Genomic DNA, 14,143 nt, shown 5'->3' on the forward strand with positions numbered 1-14,143 from the left:
TGCGCCAGGGCGTTTGAAGCCCGCGATTATAAGCCCCAAAGGCGCAGGCCCGTGAGGCTTAAACGATCAGTCGTCGCGCGATCCGCCGAAATACCCGCAGCCGCGCTGTACCTGACCATCGATGCGCAGTTCGGCGCTCATGTGCTGGATGCTGCCGGTGCTGCTGTCGACGCAACGTTGCGGTGCAACCCACAGTTCGATGTGCTGGTTGTTGGCTTCGGTGCTGAGGTTGAAACGGCCATCGCCCAGTTGCTCCTCGACGTAAGGCACGGCCAACGGTGGCTGGCCGGCCCGGTCGAGGACCATGCCTTTGCCGCTGACTTTCACGCTCCACTCCGGGGTATGGCCGGCTGCGCGCAGGATCAGCAGCTTGAAGTTCGGATCGTCGCACGCGTTGCCCGAGCGCTCGACGCGGTACAACTGCTCCAGGTCGAGCTGGCCGTCACCACCGCTGCCGGCCACAACCCGCCCGCGCACGTCGGCAAACAGCTTGCCCTGCTTGTCCGCGAGATTTGCGGCCTGCTGCAGGACACTGGTACCGCCCGTATCGTTGACCACGTAGCGGCTTGCCTGGTTGCACGGCTGGAACAGCAGTTTGCCGTCCGCCGCGGTCAACTGGCCTTGCATGCGTGTCTGGCCGACATGGGAGGCGCTCTGCCGTTCACCCTCGAATAACTGGCAAGCGGCGAACAGCGGAAGCAGGGCAACGAGGACTAAGGAACGGGCAACACGCATCTTGGGGTCTCCTGACAGGTGCCGCCACGTTACTCAGCCTGACCGTTCATCACAACCCGTTATCGTCTCCACTTTGTATTGGCGCTGATGCAGGTTGCGATTTTTTATCTTCAGATGTGAAAGGTCTGACCTGTTTGCAGGCCTTCCACGCTTTTGGCGTAGGCCAAAGCCACATCTGCCGCTGGAACCGGCTTGAAGCCACGGAAGTACGGCGCGTATTTGCCCATGGCTTCGACCAGGACGTTCGGGCTGATCGAGTTCACGCGCAAGCCGCGCGGCAGTTCGATGGCGGCGGCGCGGACGAAGCTGTCCAGTGCACCGTTGACCAGTGCTGCCGACGCACCGCTGTAGATCGGATCGTGGCTGAGCACGCCGGTGGTGAAGGTGAATGAAGCGCCGTCATTGGCGAACTCGCGGCCGATCAGCAGCAGGTTGACCTGGCCCATGAGCTTGTCTTTCAGGCCCAGGGCAAAGCTCTCTTCGGTCATCTCGTTGAGCGGTGCGAAGGTCACGTTGCCGGCGGCACACACCAGTGCATCGAATTTGCCGGTTTGCTCGAACAGTTTGCGAATCGAGGCGCTGTCGCTGATGTTCACCTGGAAGTCGCCGCTGGTGCGACCGATGCGGATGATTTCGTGGCGTTGCGACAGTTCCTTGTCGACGGCCGAACCGATGGTGCCGCCTGCGCCGATCAAAAGAATTTTCATGGGGGCTGATCCTCGTGTGGGTTGAACGAGGTTTCAGTTTAGGGTGGTTTTTTCTCCGGATAAGCGCACTAATAGGCAACCTTTGGTTTTCAAATGGAAACAATCCATGAGCGAGATGGATGACCTGGCGGCGTTCGCGGTGTTGATCGAAGCGGGGAGTTTTACCCTGGCGGCGCAGCAGCTTGGTTGCAGCAAAGGCCAGCTGTCCAAACGCATCAGCCAGCTGGAAGCGCAGTTTTCCGTGGTGCTGTTGCAGCGCACCACCCGCCGCTTGAGCCTGACCGCCGCCGGTGCTGCGTTGTTGCCGCAGGCCCAGGCGCTGGTGGTGCAAGTCGAGCGGGCACGCCAGGCCCTGGCGCGCCTGAAGGACGATATGGCCGGCCCGGTGCGGATGACGGTGCCGGTGTCGCTCGGGGAAACCTTCTTCGATGGCCTGTTGCTGGAGTTCTCCGCCAAGTATCCCCAGGTGCAGATCGAGCTGGAACTCAACAACAGCTACCGCGATCTGTCCCGCGACGGCTTCGATCTGGCGATTCGTTCCGATGTGGCCATTGACCAGCGACTGGTGGCGCGTCCACTGCTGGCCTGGCAGGAACTGACCTGTGCCAGCCCGGCCTATCTGGAGCAATACGGTGAACCGCAAACCCCCCAGGAATTGGCCGAGCATCGCTGCCTGCTCAACAGCCATTACAGCGGTCGCGAAGAATGGCTGTATCACCAGCAGCATGAGTTGTTGCGGGTGCGGGTGTCAGGGCCGTTCGCCAGTAACCACTACAACCTGTTGAAGAAAGCCGCACTGGTCGGCGCCGGTATTGCGCGCCTGCCGTCTTACTGTTTGTCGACGGAATTGGCTGACGGACGTTTGCGATGGCTCCTGCGCGATTATCAGACCCGCAGCATGCCGATGTACCTGGTGCATCCGTATCAGGGCGGTTTGCCCAAGCGCACGCAGGTGCTGGCGGATTATTTGATCGGGTGGTTCAAGCGCAGTGGGGAGGTTTTGGATCGGCTCTAAATCATCACTCGAACCTCTGTAGGAGTGAGCCTGCTCGCGATAGTAATTTCAAATTCAAAAGAGATGTACCTGACCCACCGCCATCGCGAGCAGGCTCACTCCTACAGGGTTCTGTGTTGTTGGTGAGATTGTGCCAGGTATAAAAAAACGGCCTGCGAAGGCCGTTTTTTGTTTACCGCAATGGATCAACCGCCGAGGTACGCTTCGCGCACTTTCGGGTCGGTCAGCAGTGCTTCACCGGTGCCTTGCATCACCACCCGGCCGTTCTCCAGAACGTAGGCACGGTCAGCGATCTTCAGCGCCTGGTTGGCGTTCTGCTCGACCAGGAACACCGTCACACCATCCTTGCGCAGCTGTTCGATAATGTCGAAGATCTGCTGGATGATGATCGGTGCCAGGCCCAGGGAAGGCTCGTCGAGCAGCAACAGCTTGGGCTTGCTCATCAACGCACGGCCGATGGCGAGCATTTGCTGTTCGCCGCCGGACATGGTGCCGCCGCGCTGGTCGAAGCGCTCTTTCAGGCGTGGGAAAAGTCCGAGAACCTTGTCCATTTGTTCCTGATAATCGCCCTTGGCGGTGAAGAAACCACCCATGGAGAGGTTTTCTTCCACAGTCAGGCGGGAAAACACCCGACGACCTTCCGGCACTACGGCAATGCTCTTGCGCATGATCTGCGAGGATTCCTGGCCGACCAGTTCCTCACCCATGTAGCGGATGCTGCCGCTGTGGGCGCGTGGCGAACCGCACAGGGTCATCAGCAGGGTCGACTTGCCGGCACCGTTGGCACCGATCAGGGTCACGATCTCGCCCTGACGGACTTCGACGTTGACGCTGTGCAGGGCCTGAATCTTGCCGTAGAAGGTGGAAACGTTTTCGAACTGCAGCATTTACGCTTCCCCCAGGTAGGCTTTGATCACTTCAGGATTGTCGCGGATCTGTTCCGGCGTGCCGTTGGCCAGGGGCGTGCCCTGGTTGATCACGACGATGTGGTCGGAAATGCTCATGACCAGTTTCATGTCGTGTTCGATCAACAGCACGGTGACGTTGTGCTCTTCACGCAGCACGCTGATCAGCGCCTTGAGGTCCTCGGTTTCCTTCGGGTTCAGGCCGGCGGCCGGTTCGTCGAGCATGAGGATCCGCGGACGGGTCATCATGCAGCGCGCGATTTCCAGGCGGCGTTGCTGACCATAGGCCAGGGTGCCGGCCGGGCGGTTGGCGAACTCCTTGAGGTGAACCTTTTCCAGCCAGTACTCGGCGTATTCCATGGCCTCGCGTTCGCTTTTGCGGAACGCCGGGGTCTTGAACAGACCGGCCAGGAAGTTGGTGTTCAGGTGACGGTGCTGGGCGATCAAGAGGTTCTCGACCGCCGTCATGTCCTTGAACAACCGCACGTTCTGGAAGGTACGCACCACGCCCTTGAGGGCGATCTTGTGGCCGGGCAGGCCCTCGATCGATTCGCCATCGAGCAGGATGCTGCCGCCGCTCGGCTTGTAGAAGCCGGTCAGGCAGTTGAACACGGTGGTCTTGCCGGCGCCGTTGGGGCCGATCAGTGCCACGACCTGTTTTTCCTTCACGCTCAAGGCCACGCCGTTGACCGCCAGCAAGCCGCCGAAGCGCATGCTCAAATTTTCTACTTTCAGGATCTCGCGGCTCATTTGCGCAGCTCCATGTGAGGGCGTTGCATGGGCAGCAGACCTTGAGGACGCCAGATCATCATCAGCACCATCAAGGCGCCGAACATCAACATGCGGTACTCACTGAACTCACGCATCATTTCCGGCAACAGGATCATCACGGTGGCTGCGAGCACCACGCCCAATTGCGAGCCCATGCCGCCCAACACGACGATGGCGAGAATGGTCGCCGACTCGATGAAGGTGAAGGACTCCGGTGTCACCAGGCCCTGACGCGCGGCGAAGAAGCTGCCGGCGAAACCGGCGAAGCAGGCGCCCAGGGTGAAGGCTGAAAGCTTGATGATCGTCGGGTTCAGACCCAACGCACGGCAGGCGATTTCATCTTCACGCAGCGCTTCCCAGGCACGACCCAGGGGCATGCGCAGCAAGCGATTGATGACGAACAGTGCGAACAGCGCAAGGAACAATGCGACCAGGTAAAGGAAAATCACCTTGTTGATCGAGTTGTATTCCAGGCCGAAGTACTCGTGGAACGTCTGCAGGCCTTCAGCGGCTTTACGTTCGAAGGTCAGGCCGAAGAACGTCGGCTTCTCGATGTTGCTGATGCCGTTCGGGCCGCCGGTGATGTCGGTCAGGTTACGCAGGAACAGACGGATGATTTCACCGAAGCCCAGGGTCACGATCGCCAGGTAGTCACCGCGCAGGCGCAGTACCGGGAAACCGAGCAGGAAGCCGAAAGTGGCCGCCATCATCCCGGCGATCGGCAGGCAGATCCAGAAGCTCAGGCCGTAGTAATGCGACAGCAGGGCATAACTGTAGGCGCCGACGGCATAGAAGCCGACGTAACCGAGGTCGAGCAGACCGGCCAGGCCGACCACGATGTTCAGGCCGAGGCCGAGCATCACGTAGATCAGCACCAGCGTGGCGATATCCACCGCACCGCGAGAGCCGAAGAACGGCCAGACCAGGGCACCGGCGATCAGCGCGATGATGATCCAGCGCTGAGTGGTCGGCAGGGTCAGGAAGTTACTGGCCTTGGCCGGCATCAGCGGCATGCTTGGCGAAGAACGCCAGGCCGAGCTGATCTGCTGGTCGAACAATACCCGAAGGAACATCAGTACCGAGCACACCGCGATGGTGATCAGGGTGGCGTCGCTGGTGCCATGAACTTCGAGGTTGATGCCGACGATGGTCAGCTTCAGACCGAGTACCGGGTAGGCCACGGCCCACACCAGCAAAGCGCTGAACAGCGCCTGTTTAAGATTCCTAGTCATACCTTCTCAACCTCCGGACGGCCCAGCAGGCCGGTTGGCCGGAACAACAGCACCAAAACCAGCAGACCGAACGCCACGACGTCCTTGTACTGGTCGCCGAAGATATCGGCACCAAAGGCTTCCGCCACGCCAAGTACCAGCCCGCCGAGCATGGCGCCCGGAATGCTGCCGATACCGCCCAGTACTGCTGCGGTGAAGGCCTTGAGGCCGACGAGGAAACCGGCGTTCGGGTTGATCACGCCGTACTGCATGCTCAGCAGGACGGCGGCAATCGCTGCCAGCGCCGCACCGATGACGAAGGTCAGTGCGATGATGTTGTTGGTGTTGATACCCAGCAGGTTGGCCATCTTGATGTCTTCGGCACAGGCGCGGCAGGCGCGACCCAGGCGAGAACGGGAGATGAACAGCGTCAGGCCGAGCATGGCGACAAAGGTCACCACGAACACCACGATTTGCATGTAGGAAATCAGCACTTCATGTGCACCACCTGGCCCAAAGGCAAAGTTGCCCGGAATCAGGTTGGAGATGGATTTGTCCTTGGAGTCTTGCGCCAGCAGAACAGTGTTCTGCAGGAAGATCGACATGCCGATGGCGGAAATCAGCGGGATCAGACGGTTGCTGCCGCGCAGGGGGCGGTAGGCGATCCGTTCGATGCTGTAACCGTAGGCACTGGTGACGACTATGGTCGCCAGGAAAGCGGCGGTCATCAACAGCGGAACACTGTCGAGTCCCAGCATGGCCAGCCCGGCGATGGCGATGAACGCCACGTAGGAGCCAATCATGTATACCTCGCCGTGGGCGAAGTTGATCATTCCAATGATGCCGTAAACCATCGTATAGCCGATGGCGATCAGGGCATACGTGCTGCCAATGGTCAGGCCATTAACCAGCTGTTGGAAGAAGTGATAGATGTCAGGCATTACAGCGCTCCTAAAAACCTGATACGCATTTCACTGGTGGAGTCATTTTCCCGCCCGAGCCCCGTGGATCTGCATCCACTTCGAATTCGGGGTTTGCCAGCGAACCGCTGATGACGGTTTTGAGATTTTCAGGTGGGGAGACTGGCGGATCACGCCAGCGCGGCCCAATACGTTCGTAAAACAAAGCCCACGGCACGCCGTGGGCTTTGTTGGCAGTCAGTCAGGCAACGCCTTACTGAGGCTTGGCTTCAGTTTTAGGTTTGCCGAAGTGCCACTCGTAAACCACGAATTTGAAGTCTTTCAGGTCGCCTTTCTCGTCGAAGCTCAGGTCGCCGGTAGGCGTCTTGAAGGTGCCAGCGTGGATGGTTTCAGCCACTTTGGCAGTGTCCTCGGACTTGGCAGCCTTGATGCCGTCGGCGATCACGGTCACAGCCGAGTAGGCCGGGAACACGAACGGACCGCTTGGATCTTCTTTCTTGGCTTTGAACGCATCAGCCAGGGCAACGTTGGCCGGATCCTGGTCGAAGGATTTCGGCAGGGTCACCAGCAGGCCTTCGGAAGCGTCCTTGGCGATCTGCGAAATGGAGTCGTTACCCACGCCTTCCGGACCCATGAACTTGGCTTTCAGGCCTTTTTCCTGGGATTGACGCAGGATCAGACCCAGCTCCGGGTGGTAGCCGCCGTAGTAGACGAAGTCGACGTTGGCTTGCTTGAGCTTGGCGATCATCGACGAGAAGTCCTTGTCGCCGGCGTTGATGCCTTCGAACACGGCAACCTTGACGCCTTTGCCTTCCAGGGTTTTCTTCACGGCGCTGGCGATGCCTTCACCGTATTGCTGTTTGTCGTGCAGGACGGCAACGATTTTCGGTTTTACGAAATCGGCAATGTAGTTACCGGCGGCAGGGCCCTGGGCGCTGTCCAGGCCGATGGTGCGGAACACCATTTTGTAACCACGGGCGGTGATGTCCGGGCTGGTGGCAGCCGGGGTGATCATGATCACGCCTTCGTCTTCGTAGATGTCCGAAGCCGGTTGAGTGGAGCTGGAGCACAGGTGACCGACCACGAACTTGACGCCGTCGTTGACGACTTTGTTCGCGACTGCCACAGCTTGTTTCGGATCACAGGCGTCATCGTATTCAACGGCTACGAGTTTCTTGCCGTCTACGCCGCCCTTGGCGTTGATTTGCTCGATGGCCATTTTGGCGCCACTGAACTGCATGTCGCCGTATTGGGCTACAGGGCCGGTTTTAGGGCCGGCGATGCCGATCTTGATGGTGTCAGCTGCGAACGAATGGCTGGCAACCCCGGCCAGAACCATAGCGGCAAACAGTTTGGAAATCTGCTTAGTAGCCTTAGTCATAGTGCTCCACTCTTACTGTTGTAGTTTTTATAGTCCTGGCGCCGAAAGCAGCAGAACCGGGTCAGATATCTGCGACATTCCCCGGAAAAGTCCCTCGGCAACTGTACCGGTACAGTGTAGAGCGCCGATTGTCAGCCTGGGAAGGCGGCTCCGGGGGACAAAACCTGCAGGTGTCGCTTTATTGAAAGTAAAAGACAGAATTGCGGCGGGGTGTTGAGGGGCTTATAGCCGGATTCAGTGCATTCCCTGGCTTTCCTGCGCTTTTCATTTCGGTCACTCAATTGCATCCGGGTTTTTCTGCCAGTCCACCGACGTTATCATCTGCGTCGATTTCTTTTCCGGACAGTCCCATGAATCAAGAACCTAGCACCCTCTATGCCAAGCTGCTTGGTGAAACCGCATCTATTACCTGGAAAGAGCTGGAGCCGTTCTTCGCCAAGGGTGCCCTATTGTGGGTCGATCCTGGCCTGGATCTGATCGCCGCCGCCGAGGCCGTGGCCCAGGATGAAGGGGAGAAAGTGGCTGCCTGGCTGGCCGCCGACAAGCTCGGCAAGCTGTCTGAAACGCGGGCGCTGGATCTTTTTGAGCGTGATCCGCAGCTGTGGGCCGTGGTTGTTTCGCCGTGGATTCTGATCCAGGAAAGGGTGCAGGCTTAAAGGTTGCACCTGATTGGTGCGCTTCTTTCAGGGGGAAAAGTGTGTAGCCGAGTAGCGTGATGGCATGTTGCCGTAGAGAAAGGCCACAGCTTCACGGTGACGTAAACGTAACGGGAACAGTTGGGAGGGCAACTGAACGTCTGCTCAATTGTTTCTAGATGTTGATTTGCAGTGAATTCAAGGCCGCCTTCGCGAGCAGGCTCGCTCCCACAGGGATCTCATATGCACTGAAGATCCAATGTGGGAGCGAGCCTGCTCGCGATGGCGGCGACGAGTTTTCGCGTCTTGTTAAGCCGTCCTGCCCGTATGGTTATTCAACGAAATAACCTTGGTCTTGCCGATGCGGTGACGGTAGATCTCGCGCAGGTACTTGATGGCTTTCTTTACGCAATCGCGGGACAGGCGGATGTCGTTGATCGAGACGAACTTGTCCTTGTCGTTGATCAGTTCACGGTACTTCTTCTCGTACATCGGCTTGATCGCGTACCAGTTGGTATCGAGGATCTTCGCCGGGTTCTCGAATTCGTTGAGCAACTCGTCGATCCGGTCTTCATCGAACTGTTCGTTGATGATGAAGTCCAGGATCGAGTTGTCCAGGGTCTCGTCGAAGCGGTACGGGTTTTTCGCGAAGCAGCGCTTGATGAAGGCCACGATCAGCGTCAGGAAATCGTCCGACAGGCACGGGCTCTTGGCGATCAGGGTGGTCAGCGACAGGTTGGCCGAAGCACCGATCACCAGCGCGTAGCGCTTGAGCGTGGTGTTGGGAAACAGGCTGTTGAGGTGAGTCTTCAACCGGTTCAAATCCATGTAGGACAGCTTGTAGTCCTTCGGCAAGGAAACGATCGACACCACCGACGAGCAATTCTTGAAGAAGTGCAGGTCATGCAGGGCCGCTGCGTCGTACCCCGAGTTCTTGTACTGCTCCAGCGACGCGCGATAGCGCTTGGACTCGATCGGCAACAGGCTGATGCCCTCGATGGCCTGGGTGACCTTGTTGAAGTGCGGCAGGTCGATCGAACGGAAGAACAGATCGTCGATGTTCAGGCGCTGCGGCTCTTTCTCGAACACCTTGAATTTGTCGCTGCTCGGCGCCGGGGTTTCCGGCACCACGGACTCGGCGTAGGCAATCGCCACCGGGCCGGCCAGGCTCATGAACAGGTCGTTGGCGTCCAGGCGGATGGTTTCGCCGATGTCGATGCCGGCGCGACGGAAATAGTTCTGGTCGTAGTCAGTCGTGACCGCCTGCGCCGTCAGGATGTTGAAGATCTGCTGCGAGATGTACTGGTTGGCATGCTTTTCCATGGCATTGACATCAATGTTCTGGATATTGCCGTCATCGTTCTCTTCGGCGTAGCGCATGATGTCGTTGGAGATCAGCATCATCGCGTTCCATGGGCGGATGCGGCCCATGACGCTGGCTTCGCTGCTGTCTTCGTTGGCGAAGTTGTAGGAGAAGTCCCACTCTTCCGACAGGTATTTGCACAGCAGGCGACCGGCATTGATGTGCAGGGCCTCGGACATTTCACTGCGATGATCGGAAATGTTCGGCAGTACACAGATGCCACTGGTGAAAATCGGTTCGAAGACGAAGGAGTGGCCGCTCTTGCTGTCGTGCTCGTCCATCGGTTTGGTGTCGAACGTCTTGTTCATGTACGAGTGCTGCTGGGCCAGGCCGAATTCCGAAGCCATGCCCGAACCGGTACCGCCGCCGGCACTGAAGATCGAGAAATACAGGCGCGACTGGTTGGCCTTGATGCCGCAGCTGTCGATCAGGTACGAGTGAATCATTTTCCAGTCAGGGCTGGAGAAGCGCTGGGTGTCCTTGTTCAGGATGATCTTGGCCAGGTACTGGCCGAGGATCGGCGCGTTACCGGCGCCACCGGCGTGGACTTCCGACAGGTCCATGATTTTCATCTTGCTGTAGTCGCGCAGGAAGCCGCTTTTTTCGCCCTTGCGCGAGAAGCGGATGCGGCCGGCGATGTCCTTGTCCAGGTCACCGAGCATCACCAGCGGCTCGACCAGAAACACCGGCTTGGTGTTTTTGTTCTGGCCCAGGCGCAGGTTGTTGCGGATCCACTGGGCCGGGCTGTAGCCCTTTTCGGCAAAACGCTTGTCCGGCGACAGGCGATCTTCGTTGTTGAATTCGTTGAGGTAGAACTTGCGGGCGTTGTACACCAGCTCCGCCACGTCCAGCGCAATGTTCGAGCCGCAGCGGCCCAGCCCGATCAGGCACACTGACGGGAATTCCTGATCGCTGTGCTGTTCGCTGTCGCCTTCCAGGTGCGGTGCGCGCGGGAACACCATGTCGCGCAGGCCGTCGAGGTTGTCGAGGATGCGGTCGGTGTTGGTTTCGGTGAAGTAGAGGTATTGCTGGGTCGCCAACGGGCGCGATTGAATCAATGGCTTCGGGGATGACGGGCTGTTGGCCGCGGGGCTCAGCGTCAGATCGGTTACCGCAGTGGCCGGGTTGTTTTTAGAAGTCATTGTTCGCCATCTACCTGGGCTGATTGGTTGGCCGACTTACTGTGTCGAACCGTCACGGAATACAATCGCGTCTTTTTTCAGCGCGTACCTGGACCATGCCTTGGTCTTTAGCCTGAGCATCGCTCGGGGTGAATCCTTTCCTGAGTCATGATGAATCGGCCAGTATTCGGTGATCTTTAATCAAGAAGAGGCAAAATGATGTCAACGCTACCTTCGCTAGGTTTTGCCGGGATCGGCCTGATGGGGCTGCCAATGTGCCGGCGCCTGCTGGCTGCGGGTTATCCGCTGGCGGTATGGAATCGCAATCCGCAGAAGTGCAAGCCGCTGGTGGAGGCGGGCGCACGCCAGGTCGCCAGCCCGGCGGAACTGTGCCAGCACGCTGACGTGGTGATGCTGTGCCTGGCGGATACGTCGGTCGTACGCGAGGTCGTGTTTGGTCCGGCAGGCATTGTGGATGGCGCCAAAAACGGCCAGCTGCTGGTGGATTTCTCCAGCCTGGAGCCCAACGCCACGCGGAAAATGGCCGCAGAACTCGCCGCTAAAACCGGCATGGGCTGGCTCGACACGCCGGTGTCCGGTGGCGTGGTCGGTGCCGAGGCTGGAAGCCTGGCAATCATGGTCGGCGGTGAAGTACAGAATCTGGAGCGGGTCCGGCCTGTGCTGTTGAACCTGGGTCAGCGTGTGACGCACATGGGCGGCGTCGGGGCAGGGCAGGTGACCAAGGCGTGCAATCAGATGATCGTTGCCTGCAATGCATTGGTGATTGCCGAAGTGGTCGCGCTGGCGGAACGTTCCGGGGTCGATGCCAGCCTGATCGCCCAAGCGCTGGCCGGCGGCTTTGCCGATTCGAAACCTTTGCAGATCCTGGCCCCGCAGATGGCGGAAAACCGTTTCGAGCCGGTCAAGTGGCACGTGCGCACGTTGCTCAAGGATCTGGATACAGCGGTGAAGTTTTCCCGTGAACAAGGCTCGGCGACACCGATCAGCGGTCTGGCCGCGCAGTTGATGCGCCTGCATGGGAGTCAGGGTTTCCTGGAAAAAGACCCGTCTACATTAGTGCAGATGTACCGTGAGCCAGACTCAGCGTCGTGACGGTGTAGGCGTGCTTGCGCTGGTTGATTTCATGCAGCACCGGAAGCAACTCGGCCAGTGGCACCGGCCGGCTCAGCAGATAGCCCTGAACGAAGTCACAGCCGTGGTTTTCCAGGAATTGGTATTGCTCGAAGGTTTCGACCCCTTCGGTGACTACTTGCAGGTGCAGGGTATGGGCCATGACGATGATCGCCTGGACAATTTCCATGTCCTGGGTCGCCTTGGGGATGTCCTGGATGAACGAACGGTCGATTTTCAGCGTGTTGAGCGGCAAGCGCTTGAGGTAGGCCAGGGATGAGTAGCCGGTGCCGAAGTCATCGATCGACAGCGAAACGCCGAGGGCGCGTATCTGCCGCAGCAGCACCAGGGTGTTGGCGATATTGCCCATCAAGGCGTTTTCGGTGACTTCCAGTTCCAGCCGGTGGGGCTCCACACCGGAGACTCGCAATGCGTACTCGATTTCATCGGCCAGTTCTTCGCGCGCCAGGTTCAGTGGCGAGCAGTTCACGGCGATCTTCAGGTCTTCACAGCCTTGGCACGACAACTCGCCCAAGTCCTCGCAGGCCTTGCGCAGCACCCAGTTGTCCAGTTCGGCGATCAGGCCATTGGCCTCGGCGATGGCGATAAAACGATCCGGTACAAGCAGACCGTGGACCGGGTGTTGCCAGCGAATCAGGGCTTCGAGCTTGCTGACCTGACCGGTCTTGAGGTCATAGATGGGTTGGTAATAGAGCATCAGGCCGATGTCTTCACGCAGGGCGTGGCGCAACTCTTCTTCCAGTTGCAGCTCGAGTGTGGCGCGGGTTTTCAGGTTGGCGCTGAAAAAGTTCAGCCCGTTGCGGCCGCTGCCCTTGGACTGATACAGCGCCAGGTCGGCGTTCTTCAACAGTTCCTCACAGGTCTTGCCGTCTTCCGGAAACAGGCTGATGCCGATACTGGTGGTCATGACCATGCGCCTGCCGGCCAGCTCGATGGGCTCCTTCATCTTCAGCATGATGCGTTGGGCCATATGCCGCGCTTCTTCACGATCACGCAGGTCAATGAGCAGGCAGAACTCGTCGCCACCGAAGCGCGCGACCACATCCTCGTGGCTGCGAATCGAGCTCTTGATGTGCCCGGCAAGCACTTTGAGCAGTTCGTCACCGGCATCGTGGCCAAGGCTGTCGTTGATCCGCTTGAAATGGTCGATGTCCAGGAACAGGACCGCCAGCATCCCGCCTTCGCTGGTTTTCTCGATGAGCTTTTCGGCGAATATCTGGTTGAACCCGCGGCGATTGATCAGGTTGGTCAGCGCGTCGTAGTGCGCCACCTGTTGCAGCGACATGCGCGCCTGGTCCAGTTGGCTGAGCAGGGAGTTGACCCGTTGCAGGTCGTGGTCCTTGCGTTGCAGCTTCTTGTCCGCAAGTGCCGCGCTGATGCTGCTGCCGATGATCAGCAGGGCGATGACGGTCACGGTCAGTGCCAGTTGCAGGTGGCTGTGTTCGCCGGATTGCGCCGGCAGGCTGTCGCTGGGCAGCACCAGGTTGAAGGCGGCCATGGCCGTGAGGTGCATACTGAGGATGCCCGCTCCGAGCAGCAGGCTGGCGCAGTATTTGAAGAGCTGATGCAGCATGCCGGCGCCGTCGCGCAGATACCATGCCAGCAACAAGGCGGCCAGCGCGGCACCGATCGCGAGTGCGATGGAAAGGGCGAACAGGCCCGGATGGTAATAGACCGAGGCATTGGAGTGCATGGCCGTCATGCCCACGTAATGCATGGTCGTGATGCCCAGGCCGATCCCGATCGATGCCATTAGACACCGCTGCAAACTCAAGTCAGGGAGGCTGAGGGTATGCATTGCCAGCCACGCGGCGAGCAGCGCGATGGTCAGCGAGAACAGCGTGACAGGCAGTTGGTAGTGAAGATCGACAGGCGCCTGGAAAGCCAGCATCCCAACGAAGTGCATGGCCCAGATACCGCCGGCCAGGCATCCGCTGCCCACCCAGCGCCAGAGCGTCTTGGACGCGGATTTTTCAGCGTGAGCAACCCGCTCGGCCATGTCCAGTGTCGCGAAACAGCCGACACAGGCGACCAGATAAGCCAGCAGCACCAGAAAAGGGTCATGTGTGCAATTGAGTATGACCTGCCCGCTCTCTGGTAGCTCGGTAATGAAATGCAAACCAAGCCACTCCATAGCATGCCCCGTCGTTATCCCTCAGGCCGGTGCAATGAGCGCCGGCGAATGTCATGGAGTATAGAGGGCGTGGATGGAGCGCAAGCCGTAGTG

Annotated in this window: 12 protein-coding genes; 3 read left to right on the forward strand and 9 right to left on the reverse strand. The window is 59.2% G+C overall.

Annotated elements, in window-relative coordinates:
- Window positions 1-66 precede the first annotated feature (66 nt).
- Both AC3IX1_RS06310 and AC3IX1_RS06315 read right to left on the reverse strand, forming a co-directional pair.
- The gene (locus tag AC3IX1_RS06310) at window positions 67-735 is read right to left on the reverse strand and encodes a COG3650 family protein (RefSeq protein ID WP_489387528.1); all 669 of its coding nucleotides are present in this window, start codon (window positions 733-735) and stop codon (window positions 67-69) included.
- Window positions 736-845: 110 nt separating this feature from the next.
- Window positions 846-1,442, reverse strand: a complete 597-nt coding sequence (locus AC3IX1_RS06315) for a short chain dehydrogenase (RefSeq protein ID WP_489387529.1) — start codon at window positions 1,440-1,442, stop codon at window positions 846-848.
- Window positions 1,443-1,548: 106 nt separating this feature from the next.
- Here AC3IX1_RS06315 and AC3IX1_RS06320 point away from each other — a divergent pair, with 106 nt between their 5' ends.
- The gene (locus AC3IX1_RS06320; protein ID WP_489387530.1) at window positions 1,549-2,457 is read left to right on the forward strand and encodes a LysR family transcriptional regulator; all 909 of its coding nucleotides are present in this window, start codon (window positions 1,549-1,551) and stop codon (window positions 2,455-2,457) included.
- Window positions 2,458-2,642: 185 nt separating this feature from the next.
- Here AC3IX1_RS06320 and AC3IX1_RS06325 read toward each other — a convergent pair whose 3' ends face one another.
- The 5 genes from AC3IX1_RS06325 to AC3IX1_RS06345 all read right to left on the reverse strand — a co-directional run bounded on the left by AC3IX1_RS06325 (window position 2,643) and on the right by AC3IX1_RS06345 (window position 7,645).
- The gene (locus AC3IX1_RS06325) at window positions 2,643-3,344 is read right to left on the reverse strand and encodes an ABC transporter ATP-binding protein (protein ID WP_489318650.1); all 702 of its coding nucleotides are present in this window, start codon (window positions 3,342-3,344) and stop codon (window positions 2,643-2,645) included.
- The gene (gene livG / locus AC3IX1_RS06330) at window positions 3,345-4,112 is read right to left on the reverse strand and encodes a high-affinity branched-chain amino acid ABC transporter ATP-binding protein LivG (RefSeq protein WP_489318651.1); all 768 of its coding nucleotides are present in this window, start codon (window positions 4,110-4,112) and stop codon (window positions 3,345-3,347) included.
- Window positions 4,109-5,365, reverse strand: coding sequence for a high-affinity branched-chain amino acid ABC transporter permease LivM (locus AC3IX1_RS06335; RefSeq protein WP_223444349.1), 1,257 nt, complete (start codon window positions 5,363-5,365; stop codon window positions 4,109-4,111). Before AC3IX1_RS06335 ends, livG begins: the two co-directional genes overlap by 4 nt.
- Window positions 5,362-6,285, reverse strand: a complete 924-nt coding sequence (livH, locus tag AC3IX1_RS06340; RefSeq protein WP_150812950.1) for a high-affinity branched-chain amino acid ABC transporter permease LivH — start codon at window positions 6,283-6,285, stop codon at window positions 5,362-5,364. Before livH ends, AC3IX1_RS06335 begins: the two co-directional genes overlap by 4 nt.
- A 232-nt stretch (window positions 6,286-6,517) precedes the next feature.
- The gene (locus AC3IX1_RS06345; protein WP_489387531.1) at window positions 6,518-7,645 is read right to left on the reverse strand and encodes a branched-chain amino acid ABC transporter substrate-binding protein; all 1,128 of its coding nucleotides are present in this window, start codon (window positions 7,643-7,645) and stop codon (window positions 6,518-6,520) included.
- A 350-nt stretch (window positions 7,646-7,995) separates the two neighbouring features.
- Here AC3IX1_RS06345 and AC3IX1_RS06350 point away from each other — a divergent pair, with 350 nt between their 5' ends.
- On the forward strand, window positions 7,996-8,301 hold the full coding sequence (locus AC3IX1_RS06350; RefSeq protein ID WP_489387532.1) for a DUF2288 domain-containing protein: 306 nt from the start codon (window positions 7,996-7,998) through the stop codon (window positions 8,299-8,301).
- Window positions 8,302-8,589: 288 nt separating this feature from the next.
- On the opposite strand, the gene AC3IX1_RS06355 is transcribed toward AC3IX1_RS06350, so the two are convergent.
- Window positions 8,590-10,785 carry a hypothetical protein gene (locus AC3IX1_RS06355; RefSeq protein WP_489387533.1) on the reverse strand — a complete coding sequence of 732 codons (2,196 nt, stop codon included), beginning with the start codon at window positions 10,783-10,785 and terminating at the stop codon, window positions 8,590-8,592.
- Between the two features lie 195 nt (window positions 10,786-10,980).
- Here AC3IX1_RS06355 and AC3IX1_RS06360 point away from each other — a divergent pair, with 195 nt between their 5' ends.
- Complete coding sequence (locus tag AC3IX1_RS06360; RefSeq protein WP_489387534.1) at window positions 10,981-11,877, forward strand: NAD(P)-dependent oxidoreductase; 897 nt, start codon at window positions 10,981-10,983, stop codon at window positions 11,875-11,877.
- On the opposite strand, the gene AC3IX1_RS06365 is transcribed toward AC3IX1_RS06360, so the two are convergent.
- On the reverse strand, window positions 11,834-14,035 hold the full coding sequence (locus AC3IX1_RS06365; RefSeq protein ID WP_489387535.1) for a putative bifunctional diguanylate cyclase/phosphodiesterase: 2,202 nt from the start codon (window positions 14,033-14,035) through the stop codon (window positions 11,834-11,836). The two genes, AC3IX1_RS06360 and AC3IX1_RS06365, sit on opposite strands and share 44 nt — an antisense overlap.
- Window positions 14,036-14,143 lie beyond the last annotated feature (108 nt).

This window comes from Pseudomonas sp. KH_046_2, assembly GCF_057838985.1.